The following is an 11,089-nucleotide window of genomic DNA, read 5'->3' on the forward strand; positions in this document are numbered from 1 at the left end:
AAAAATACTATTATATGCTTTAATATGTTCGTAGAAATGTTAACTATATGAAAAGTAGAGGTGGCGTAATTGACTAGTAGTTTAGTATATTGGCCATTAACACATCCGCAGCGGCGCGTGATGAACATGGAAACATTTTATCCAGAAACACCGATCAATCATATTGGCGGGATCATTTTCGTCAATGGGCCGTTGCAGCTCGATAAACTGAAGCAGGCCATTGCATCTTGTATCATAATGACAGAATCACTTCGTCTCAAGCTAATAGAGAAAGATGGTGAAACGCTTCAATACGTTGACCCAAACGCCGATCACACTATTCCTACCTATGAGTTTTCCACACAAGAAGACATGCTAGAATGGGCCGAAAAAGCCTTCAAAACACCATTTCAATTAACAGAAACCTCTCTCGCCGAATTTGCGGTACTAAAAATCGGTGAACAACAATCCGGTTATTTCATCAAATGCCATCATACAGTAGCAGATGGATGGTCGATGAAAGTAATCATCGATAAAATTAGCCAGCTTTACACTGCTCTTACCCAAAGCTCCTCTATCGAACAAGAAGCAGACAATCATTCTGTATTTATTGATAAAGAATCAAAATATAGGAACTCCCCAAGATTTAAAAAAGATCAGCAATTTTGGAAAGAAGCATTATCTGATGTGTCTAATAGTTATTTGGTACAGGGAACTGACCAAATCAAAGGCCGTCGGCAAAGCCATTACCTTGATCGCCAACTCTCAGAACGAATCTATGAATTTATAGATACCCATCATTGTTCAATCAACTCTTTATTTACTTTAGGACTTTTCATTTACTTGCATAAAAGATACCAGCAAAAAGATTTTATTATTGGGACGCCAGTTCTCAATCGTTCCGGACAAAAGGAAAAAGCCACGTCCGGTATGACCGTGAGTACAATGCCATACCGAATGAAGATGGATCCTCATCTATCTTTGTTAGAAAGTTTAACAGACGTTCAAAAAAGCTATAAGGCTTACTTCCTGCATCAGCGTTATCCCTATGATGCACTTGTCAAAGATTTAGAGCTTGCAAAAGCAGGGTATGATCAGCTTTTTCAAATCTATATCAACTCCTACAGCACAAATATGGTGCAGGAGATGGAAGGATACAAAGTTGAATACATAGAGCTTTACAATGGCTTCCAGCCCTATGGCTTACAAGTTGCTGTGAAAGAATGGGATGAAAAAGGGCAAATCGAGCTTCAATATGACTACAAGATCTCAGATTACAGCAATGAAGACATCGACTTTCTGCACGAAAGAATGCTTCTCTTTGTCGAAACCATACTTGCTCAGCCAAAGCAGCTGTTAAAAGACGTACTTCTCATGACAGAAGACGAGGAACATCGGGAGCTATATCAATGGAACGATACAGGCGTGCAATTTCCACAGAAACAAAAAATCCATGAATTGATCACAAACATGTCAACGTCTTCTCCTGATCGGATTGCACTTCAGGACGGATCTCATAGCATGACATACGGTGAACTTGAGAGAAAAACCAATCAAATGGCGCATTTTCTTCAAACACATGGCTTACAAAGACATGACTTTGTTGCCGTATGTATGAATCATTCACCAGAACTGATTGTGCTGCTGCTGGGGATTTTAAAGGCTGGAGGCGCATATGTACCGATTGATCCTGAGTATCCAGAGGAACGCATTCAGTTTATTTTGGATGACAGCCAGGCAAAGCTGTTTTTCACAAATGACGCATCTGCATACCAATTTAATGGCGATACGTACAATATCAGCAACGTGTGGAATCAGCTCGCTCAGTATAATGCGGAACATCCATTCACTGGGAATGATGAAGACGTCGCATATATGATTTATACGTCTGGCTCTACAGGACAGCCAAAGGGAGTCATGATTGAGCACGGAAGCTTAGTAAACTATATTATGTCTGCTAAAACACACTATACTGATTCACCAGATGATCATTTTGCCTTGTATTCATCCATTGCATTTGATTTAACTGTGACATCCATTTATACGCCATTGGTCATTGGCAGTACAGTGGTGATCTATCGTCAAGAGGATCAGCCAGGCTTTTTATTAGAACATATTTTGTTTGATCAAAAAGCAAAAGTCATCAAGCTGACACCAGCTCATATGGCACTGTTAACTGATGCTGCACTTTCTCAATCAGTTGTGAAACGGATGATTGTGGGCGGAGAACAATTATCGACCGCTTTGGCAAAAAGAATCACAGAGGCAAGTGATGGAAGGATATCCATCTTTAATGAATATGGACCAACTGAAGCAACCGTTGGCTGTATGATTCATCAATTCCATCAAGATGATGGAGGGACATCGGTGTCAATTGGTGTGCCAATGCCCAATACAGAGATCTACCTTTTAGATGGGAATCAGCAAGCTGTGTTGCCTGGGACAGTGGGAGAAATCTATATTTCAGGCGCAGGGGTTGGCAGAGGGTATTGGCAAAGACCTGATTTGCAGGAATCACGCTTTCTGCCCAATCCATTTGTAAACGGCCGCCGCATGTATCGAACAGGTGATATCGCCAAACGAGCAAATGATGGAAAGATTGATTACATTGGCCGGATTGATCATCAAATCAAGCTGCGAGGCTACCGGATTGAGCTCGGTGAAATTGAACTTGCATTGATGGCACTTGAAGAAGTTGATAAAGCAGCTGTTATTGATCTAACCGATGAATCAGGAGAAAAACAGCTTGCTGCCTATATTGAATTAAAAGAAAAAAAGACGACGTCCTTTTTACTGAGAAAGAAATTATCAGATCAGCTTCCAGCTTATATGGTACCTGCCTATTTTGTTGTACTAGACGAGCTCCCGCTCACTCAAAACGGAAAAATCAATCGGACAGCACTGCCTGATCCATTGCTGTCTCAAGTGGAAACAGCTGTTGAGTGGTCCAAGGAAACAGCGGACATTGAAGAGATCATCGTAAATACAGCAAAAGACATCTTAGGGCATGAAACAATCGAACCGGCTGATCATTTTTATCAGCTTGGCGGAGATTCCATTAAGGCGATTCAATTTATTGCGAAGTTAAAAGACAAAGGACTTTATTTAAAAACCAAGGATCTTTTTACTTATCCCATTTTTAGAGAAATGGCACAAGTGGTTCAGCAGGAACCTGTCATATATATCTCACAAGAGCAAGCTATGGGTGATGTGAAATCGATCCCAATTATCGAATGGTTCTGGTCCCAGCGGTTAAAAGATGAACATTTCTGGCATCAATCCATCATTGTTCATTCAAAGAAAAAGATGGATGAAACTATTGTGCAGAAAGCTCTCAAAGAGCTCGTCATTCACCATGACGGACTAAGGTTAAAAGTACATGAGGCAACAAACACACTCTATTATGATGAACACATTCAAGAGATTCCGCTGATGATACACGATTTCACAGCACTGTCAGAAGAGAATGTGGAAGAAGCGTTACAAGAAGTAGGATATCAGGTCAAGCAACGGACTCATCTTTATCAAGGACCATTGATTCAGGCAGCGCTATGTCAAACTGATTCTCAATCACATCTCATCTTTGCCGCCCATCATCTATTAGCTGACGGTATGTCTTGGCAAATTCTTGTGGAGGACTTGATTCAATTATTGCATGCAGAGAAGGTTACAGCAGAAGTACTTCCGTCTAAAACCCATTCCTATCAAACATTTGCCGAGCGGGTGAATCAGTATGCAGGATCAGAGGGTGTAAAAGAGTCGGTCAGCTATTGGCAAAAAGCGGTGCAAAATATTCAGCCTCTGTATCCAGTTTCCTCAAATGAGGGATATGTCAGAGACGAAATCAAATTAACCAACGCATTATCAGTGGAACTCACGAATCAATTGCTCAATCAAGCGAATCAAGCGTATCAAACGCAGCCGCATGAACTGTTAATTTCAGCCTTGACGCAAGCCTGTTATCAGCAAACGAATCAAGAGCGGATTTCTTTGGAATTAGAAGGTCATGGCAGGGATGCTGTAGAGGATGAGATCGATGTATCTAGAACGTTCGGCTGGTTCACCACCATGTACCCTGTGAATGTCCATGTGTCTGAATCTCTTTCAGATCACATACGTGTTGTCAAAGAAACGATACGAGAAGTGCCAAATAAAGGTGCAGACTATGGGCTGTTGTCACTCATCAATCAGCAGCTTCCTCGTCATTCAGCACCACAATTACGTTTTAACTATCTAGGCGAAATTGATCAAGTGCTTAAACAATCATCTGATTATGAGATGTCTTACTTTACATCGGGGATTGACTCGTCATTGGATAATCCATTAACAACCGTCATCGATATGGTCGCTACCATCAAGGGTGGTCAGCTGATTTTCCATCTTTCTTTCAGCGAAAAACAGCTGTGTGAAACAGACATGACGCAGCTATTGCAAGCGGTAGAACAGCAAATTGAGCGTCTTGTACAGCATTGCTTAGAGAAAGAAGGAATCGAATTTACACCGTCTGATTTTGAAACAGTGGATATGTCCCTTGAAGAAATGGATTCATTATTTACATGAGGAAAAATCAGTATGTTATGTATCTTTCATTTTTATTAGCGATCTTATGGATAAGCAGCTTTGCCGGGGGGATACATGCAAAAGCAGCGATTTCATCTAAAACCATTGATCAAGTGATAGAGCAACAGATGGAGCTTGGACGCATTCCAGGCATGTCCGTTGTGGTTGTGAAAAAGGACGAAGTGGTGTACCAAAAAGGCTTTGGATATGCGGATCGAAAGAAAAAGAAGCAAGTGACAGCCAGCACTTTCTTTGAAATTGGATCTACATCAAAAGCGTTTACCGCTCTTGCGATTGTGGAGTTAGAGAAGCAAGGAAAACTTCATTTAAAAGATCCGGTGAGCAGCTATATTCCAGGTTTTTTTCCAACATACAATGGAAAGCCTCAGCGTTTAACGGTGGAGCAATTAATGCATCACACAAGCGGCATTCCTTTTCAATCTATTGCGCTGATCCAGCCTGATACTACAAAGGATGCATTGAAAAAAACAGTTGATCAGCTGAAATCAATCGAGCTTAATCGTAAGCCAGGCAGTTCCTTTGAATATGCGACCATCAACTATGATGTCCTTGGTCTCATCATTGAAAATGTAACAGGAACATCGTATGAGGCTTATATGAAAGAGCTATTTAAAAGGCATCATCTTGACCAAACCGAGGCTGGGCTAAAACGGATGAAATCCGGTGCTGTCTCAGAAGGATTTAAACTTCAATTCCTTGCTCCGCATGTTTTTAAAGCACCAGAATATCGAGGTAACACCCCTGCAGGCTATATTGTGATGAATAGTCAGGATGTGGGGACTTGGCTGCAATATCAATTGACCGATTCAACTTGGTCTCGCTTTGTAAAAAATCCTGATCACTTAACTGTGAATGTCCCAGAAGAAGGGAAGCATGTCTATTACAATGCCGGCTGGTATATAGAAAAGGCGCATGAGCAGGTGGACTCGCTTTTTCATGCAGGCTCTAACCCAAACTATTCATCATTTTTTCTGATCCAGCCAAAAGAAGGGATTGCGATCGGAGTGTTAGCAAATATGAATAGTAGCTACACGGAGCAAACGGCACGTCTAATTGCCAAAACAATCACAGGTACAAATGAAGAAGCAGAGTCATCAATGGATCCTTTTCAGCTCATTGATCAATTGAGCCTTGGTGCCACATGTCTGTTCATTTTGCTGCAAATAGTGTCTATCGTTCGTTTTATCAAGTGGAAAAAGCGTGTAAAAAACGGCGCTTTAGTTCGCAGAGACATGTCACTGCGCGTCTGGCTGAAAAGTAGCGGCTGGGTGCTGCTGCTAATTGGGATATTGCTCCTGCCAATGATTGTTGCGCAGCTAGCCTTTAATGGGCTGCCTTGGAAAATGACTTTTGTATGGGGACCTTCCTCTCTCATTGAATTAGCGATTTCTTATTATTTGTTTTTCATTTGGTTTTGTACGATTGGTTTCATCAAAGGATTTATGGTGACATCTCCTGCTGGAAAGAGAGGAAAAAAAGATGACCGTCAAACAGATTTCGGGCATTCATCCTTATAATGATTTGTTTTATCGCAGCTGTTTCTTCAATTGCTTTTTTCCAATTGTGAAGCTGCATAATCAAGAAGTTGCTCCATACTTACTAAATGATCAATTTGCCTACGTGCTTACAGAGAATGGCTTGCTACAGATTGACTGGATGTCGGCACACGATCCAGAAAAAATTATGAATGCACAAGGCATTCAAGTCGAAAAAATGGCGTATTGTCCCAACCTCATTGAAAAGGTCAAGCAAGATGTGACATGTGACCGCCCGGTAATCGTTTGGGTAGACCCTTACGTTCAGCGAGGCAGAAAAGAGTATTTGACAACCCATAGCCGTCATTCCATTTTAATCACTGGATTCGATGAAAATCAGCAAATCTTTCACGTATTAGAGAATCGGCATTTAGATAATTTGTCTTACGAGCATCAAGTGCTGTCATTTAAAGATGTACAGAAAGGGTATGACACCTTTCATGATCATTTTCAGCCGAATGATCAATTTCATTCCTATGCGGCTTTCTACTTTGATCCAGACAAGCTCTCGACTGAGTTATTTAATCAAAAAACGACTTATTTCCTGAGAAATATGCATGGTCAGATAGACGCAATAGAAAAAGGAATCACAGCTCTTGAAACATTTTATGAGCAGTTTTCGCAATGGGATGATATTGAGAGGCTCGTGGCGTCTTTCAATCAGATCATCAATACGAAGAAAGTGGAGCTGTATCGACTGAATCTCATCAAAGACGATCTACCTGAGCTGGTGGGATGGATGGAACGTATTTTAGCAGAATGGGAGAAAGCGAGGCATCAGGCAGCGAAACTCCTTTTTTCAGGTGAGATGTCTAGTAGGTACCAAGCCAATATCAAAGCTTCTTTAGAACAAATCATTCATGATGAAAAACACTGGCTGGAGGAATTGGAAATGAAATGCAAAAGGGAGTGTGGCGTATCGTGAAATTATTTTGCTTACCGTACGCAGGTGGAGCAAGTACCGTATTCAGTACGTGGAAATCTTATATAGACCGGTCGATAGAAATTCATGCCCTTGAACTCCCTGGGCACGGGACAAGAATGACAGAGTCTGTTCTAACCGATTTACAGCAGGTCGCAGATGATCTCTATGACCAGGCATCATCTTCCTTGAAAGAAGGAGAGCCCTATGCCATTTTCGGTCATAGCATGGGAGCCGTCCTTGCATATGAATTACAAAAAAGAATGAAAACAAGGTTAAACAGAGAGCCTGTCCATGTCTTTTATTCTGGGCGCTTCCCGCCACATATTCCAGAAAAGAAAGTCTATCATCAGCTGTCAGATTCCAAATTAAAAGAGGCGATCATTGCGATGGGAGGCGTTCCTGAGGAACTTGCTGATAACCATGCAGTGCTTGATTTCTTTCTGCCGATTTTAAGAGCAGACTTTCAGCTTTTGGAGACCTATTTGTGTGATGAAGTCGTTCCAGCTGCTTGTCCAATTTCTATTTTTTATGGTACGCGTGATTTGCCTTCTGTGCTGTTTGATTTAGAGGATTGGGATCAATATACAAGCGAAGATTGTGCGTTTTTCGAATTCGATGGAGATCACTTTTTTATTCATTCATTAACAAATGAAGTCGTAGAAAAAATCAATGTCATTTTAAAGCGAATTGGAGTGTTGGAGAAATGAACACGAAGCACGTAGGCGTGATTGGAGCAGGTGTCATGGGGGCTGATATGGCATTAGACCTTTCAGCAAATGGCTATCAAGTCACATTAGTTGATGTCACAGAAGAAAAATTAAACGAAGCGCTGGAAAAAATCAAGAAGACCTATCAACTGGTTCAATTTGTGCGAAAGGAGAAAATCTCATTGTCTTTAGAGGATGTTCTGTCTCAAATCCAGCTGTCAACTTCACTTGAAGGCTTACATGATGCGCATATCGTCATTGAAAATGTGACGGAAGATTGGGAGATAAAAAAACCTATTTATGAAGAGCTGCGAGATATTTGTGCGAAAGAAACCATCTATTTTGTAAACACAAGCTGTATCTCGATCACAAAGGTAGGGTCCCTTATGCATCATCCTGAGAATGTCATTGGGGCGCACTTTATGAACCCTGTTCCTCTTAAAGCGTTAGTTGAAGTGATTAGAGGAAAAGCCACTTCTGATGAAACAGTGGAAACGGCAAAAGGTTTCTTGAAATCGTTTGATAAAACACCAGTTGTGGTGCATGATTTTCCTGGATTTGTTTCCAACCGTGTGCTGATGCTGACAATCAATGAAGCGATTTGGGCGGTGCAAGATCAAGTCGCCACGCCAGCGGATGTCGATAAAATTTTCCGCGGAGGTTTCGGTCATAAAATGGGACCACTTGCGACAGGAGACTTAATTGGGCTTGATACGATTTTGAATTCATTGCTTGTTTTATACGAGAGCTACAAAGATCCGAAGTTCCGCCCATGTCCTCTGCTTGTCAAAATGGTTGATGCAGGCGAGTACGGCAAAAAATCAGGCAAGGGCTTTTTCCAATATGACATGTGAGAGGAGAATAACCAATGGCTAAGCAAATCAAGTGTGTTGTCTGGGATTTAGATCATACATTATGGGATGGAATTTTACTTGAGTCAGATGAAGTGATGTTAAAACCATCGATGAAGAAAGTACTAACAGAGTTAGATAAGCGTGGCATCCTTCTTTCTATAGCAAGCCGGAATGATGAAGCAGCCGTGAAGGAAAAGCTTTCTGCCTTCGGAATTGAACATTTCTTTCTCTATCCAGAGATTCATTGGAATGCCAAATCTAGTTCATTAGAGAGAATTAGTGAGCGCCTAAATATTCATAAAGATACCATTCTCTTTATTGATGATCAGCCATTTGAGCGGGAAGAAGTGAAGGCTGTTCATCCAGAGATTACGTGCTGGGATGCAGTGGATTATCTGTCATTACTCACTGATGATCGCCTGCGTCCAGTCTTTATCACAGAAGATGCTAGACGACGCAGAAGAATGTACTTAGAAGCGGACAAAAGGCAGCAGGAAGAAGAGAAATATGAAGGGCCGCCTGAGAAATTCTTGGCGTCTTTACAAATGAAATTCGTGATATCAGAAGCAGGAGAACAAGACCTCCAGCGCGCTGAAGAATTGACCGTCCGTACCAATCAATTAAATGCGAGCGGGAAAACCTACGATTATGAAGAGCTTGATTTCTTCCGTCAATCAGATTCCCACTTGCTGCTTGTCTGTGAACTTGAAGATAAATTCGGTTCCTATGGAAAAATTGGACTTTCATTAATAGAAGAAACAGGTGACACATGGCATGTTAAACTGCTGCTTATGTCTTGCCGCGTCATGTCTCGTGGTGTCGGGACCATCTTACTCACAACGATTTTGCAAGAAGCGAAAAAGCGAGGAAAGCGGCTTGTCGCTGATTTTAAACAAACCGATCGAAACCGTATGATGTACATCACATATAAGTTTGCCAATTTCAAAGAAATTGAGAAGGGGGAGGATGGCTATATCTTGTTTGAAAATGATTTAAGCATGATACAGCCTTTCCCAGAATACGTAGATGTCAATATCGAATTAAATCAGAAAGACCCAGCCAAACAATAAAAAAGCGAAAAGCGAGGAGATTAAATCATGAACCTACACGAACAAGTAAGAGCCTATATCGAGCAAAACCTAGTGGTATTTGATGAGGAAATTGAGCTTGGAAATGATGATCATATTTTTGAACAAGGCTTTGTGAATTCTCTATTTGCGATGAAACTAGTGAACTATATCGAACATGATTTTCAATTCCAATTAGACAACGAAGACCTCGACATTGCTCATTTTAGTACGGTCAATCGCATTGTCGCCTTAATTGAGAGAAAACAACAGGGGGCGGCTCTTCATGAAAACAGCTGAACAAACGATCAATGCCATTGAAGACATTCGTCAGTATTGCGATGAACATATCCGTCCGTTTGCCAATGAATTCGATGAGACGGAACATTTGCCAGAGTCACTGATTCGAGATATGGCGAAACGAGGCTACTTGGCAGCAGGTATCCCTTCTTCCTATCAAGGGCTGGGGCTTGATCCGATCGCATATGGACAGTTCACAGAACAAGTGGGAAAAGCTTGTTGTAATGTACGCACATTATTGACAGTAAATTCACTTGTAGGAGAAGCCCTTCTTCGTTATGGAACAGAAGATCAAAAACAAGGCTGGCTTGTTGAATTAGCTAAAGGAGAAAAAATCGGAGCCTTTGCTTTGTCAGAGCCGAATATTGGTTCAGATGCCAATCATGTTGAAACAAGCTATCAAAAGGAAGGACAATCCTATGTATTAAATGGGACGAAAAAATGGATTTCCTTTGGAGCGATTGCCGATTTCTTTATTGTGATTGCAAGAGACGGTGAACAAGTCACGGCATTCCTTGTCGATCGAGATCAGCCGGGTGTAGAGATTGAGAGAATTACAGGAATGATGGCCAACCGAGCGTCATATTTAGCGGAAATGACCTTTGATCATGTCCGGGTGCATGAAGACTGTGTCTTAGGACCAGTTGGGGGCGGATTTAACCATGTGGTGTCACTTGCATTAGACCATGGAAGATACAGTGTCGCTTGGGCAGGGCTTGCCATCGCACAAGAAGCTGTTGATTCTCTTGTCACGTATTCGCGTAAAAGAACACAGTTTAATGAAAAATTGTACAAGCATCAAATGATCAAAGGCATGATCGGGGATGCAGTGACCCAGCTCCATGCAGCGAGAGCTTTATGCCTAAAGGCTGGGGAAATGAGAGAAGCGAATCATCCTGATGCGATCACAGAAACATCCATTGCAAAATATTTCACTTCTAAAATCGCTGTTGACATTACAAATACAAATGTCCAAATTCATGGCGGAAGTGGATTTAGCCGGGAAAACTCAGCTTCAAGACTATATCGTGAAGCGAAGGTGCTTGAAATTATTGAAGGGACTTCGCAAATTCAGCAGCAGGTTATTGCTAACTATGGTTTACGCCATTATTTCGTGAAACATTCTTAGAGAGAAAGGAGA

General features: G+C 41.5%; 8 protein-coding genes. All 8 read left to right on the forward strand.

Translation table 11 applies throughout. The features are described from left to right. The first annotated feature begins 69 nt into the window (after positions 1 to 69). From MHI16_RS03655 to MHI16_RS03690, 8 genes are read left to right on the forward strand one after another with little or no spacing between them, the layout of a single operon-like run. Complete coding sequence (locus MHI16_RS03655) at positions 70 to 4,539, forward strand: amino acid adenylation domain-containing protein (RefSeq protein ID WP_342498092.1); 4,470 nt, start codon at positions 70 to 72, stop codon at positions 4,537 to 4,539. Next, a complete protein-coding gene (locus MHI16_RS03660; RefSeq protein ID WP_061407016.1) occupies positions 4,536 to 6,077 on the forward strand; it encodes a serine hydrolase domain-containing protein in 1,542 nt (513 codons plus the stop codon). Before MHI16_RS03655 ends, MHI16_RS03660 begins: the two co-directional genes overlap by 4 nt. After that, positions 6,040 to 7,020 carry a C39 family peptidase gene (locus MHI16_RS03665; RefSeq protein WP_058015508.1) on the forward strand — a complete coding sequence of 327 codons (981 nt, stop codon included), beginning with the start codon at positions 6,040 to 6,042 and terminating at the stop codon, positions 7,018 to 7,020. The genes MHI16_RS03660 and MHI16_RS03665 overlap by 38 nt, the downstream gene beginning before the upstream one ends. Continuing rightward, the gene (locus MHI16_RS03670; RefSeq protein ID WP_058015574.1) at positions 7,017 to 7,727 is read left to right on the forward strand and encodes an alpha/beta fold hydrolase; all 711 of its coding nucleotides are present in this window, start codon (positions 7,017 to 7,019) and stop codon (positions 7,725 to 7,727) included. Before MHI16_RS03665 ends, MHI16_RS03670 begins: the two co-directional genes overlap by 4 nt. Next, positions 7,724 to 8,581 carry a 3-hydroxyacyl-CoA dehydrogenase family protein gene (locus MHI16_RS03675; protein WP_058015507.1) on the forward strand — a complete coding sequence of 286 codons (858 nt, stop codon included), beginning with the start codon at positions 7,724 to 7,726 and terminating at the stop codon, positions 8,579 to 8,581. The genes MHI16_RS03670 and MHI16_RS03675 overlap by 4 nt, the downstream gene beginning before the upstream one ends. 14 nt (positions 8,582 to 8,595) lie before the next feature. Continuing rightward, a complete protein-coding gene (locus tag MHI16_RS03680; protein ID WP_058015506.1) occupies positions 8,596 to 9,651 on the forward strand; it encodes an HAD-IIIC family phosphatase in 1,056 nt (351 codons plus the stop codon). Between the two features lie 27 nt (positions 9,652 to 9,678). After that, positions 9,679 to 9,948 carry an acyl carrier protein gene (locus tag MHI16_RS03685; protein WP_003214412.1) on the forward strand — a complete coding sequence of 90 codons (270 nt, stop codon included), beginning with the start codon at positions 9,679 to 9,681 and terminating at the stop codon, positions 9,946 to 9,948. Next, positions 9,935 to 11,077: an acyl-CoA dehydrogenase family protein gene (locus tag MHI16_RS03690; RefSeq protein WP_058015505.1), complete on the forward strand. Its 1,143-nt coding sequence runs from the start codon at positions 9,935 to 9,937 to the stop codon at positions 11,075 to 11,077. Before MHI16_RS03685 ends, MHI16_RS03690 begins: the two co-directional genes overlap by 14 nt. Positions 11,078 to 11,089 lie beyond the last annotated feature (12 nt).

Origin of the sequence: Bacillus sp. FSL K6-0923, assembly GCF_038630825.1 — a bacterium.
In the GTDB taxonomy this organism is placed as follows: domain Bacteria; phylum Bacillota; class Bacilli; order Bacillales; family Bacillaceae; genus Bacillus; species Bacillus pumilus.

Excerpts from the sequence above, each read along its gene's own strand:
- MHI16_RS03660 (WP_061407016.1), top strand. The coding sequence starts at position 4,536 with ATGAGGAAAAATCAGTATGTTATGTATCTTTCATTTTTATTAGCGATC.
- MHI16_RS03665 (WP_058015508.1), top strand. The coding sequence starts at position 6,040 with ATGACCGTCAAACAGATTTCGGGCATTCATCCTTATAATGATTTGTTT.
- MHI16_RS03675 (WP_058015507.1), top strand. The coding sequence starts at position 7,724 with ATGAACACGAAGCACGTAGGCGTGATTGGAGCAGGTGTCATGGGGGCT.
- MHI16_RS03680 (WP_058015506.1), top strand. The coding sequence starts at position 8,596 with ATGGCTAAGCAAATCAAGTGTGTTGTCTGGGATTTAGATCATACATTA.
- MHI16_RS03685 (WP_003214412.1), top strand. The coding sequence starts at position 9,679 with ATGAACCTACACGAACAAGTAAGAGCCTATATCGAGCAAAACCTAGTG.
- MHI16_RS03690 (WP_058015505.1), top strand. The coding sequence starts at position 9,935 with ATGAAAACAGCTGAACAAACGATCAATGCCATTGAAGACATTCGTCAG.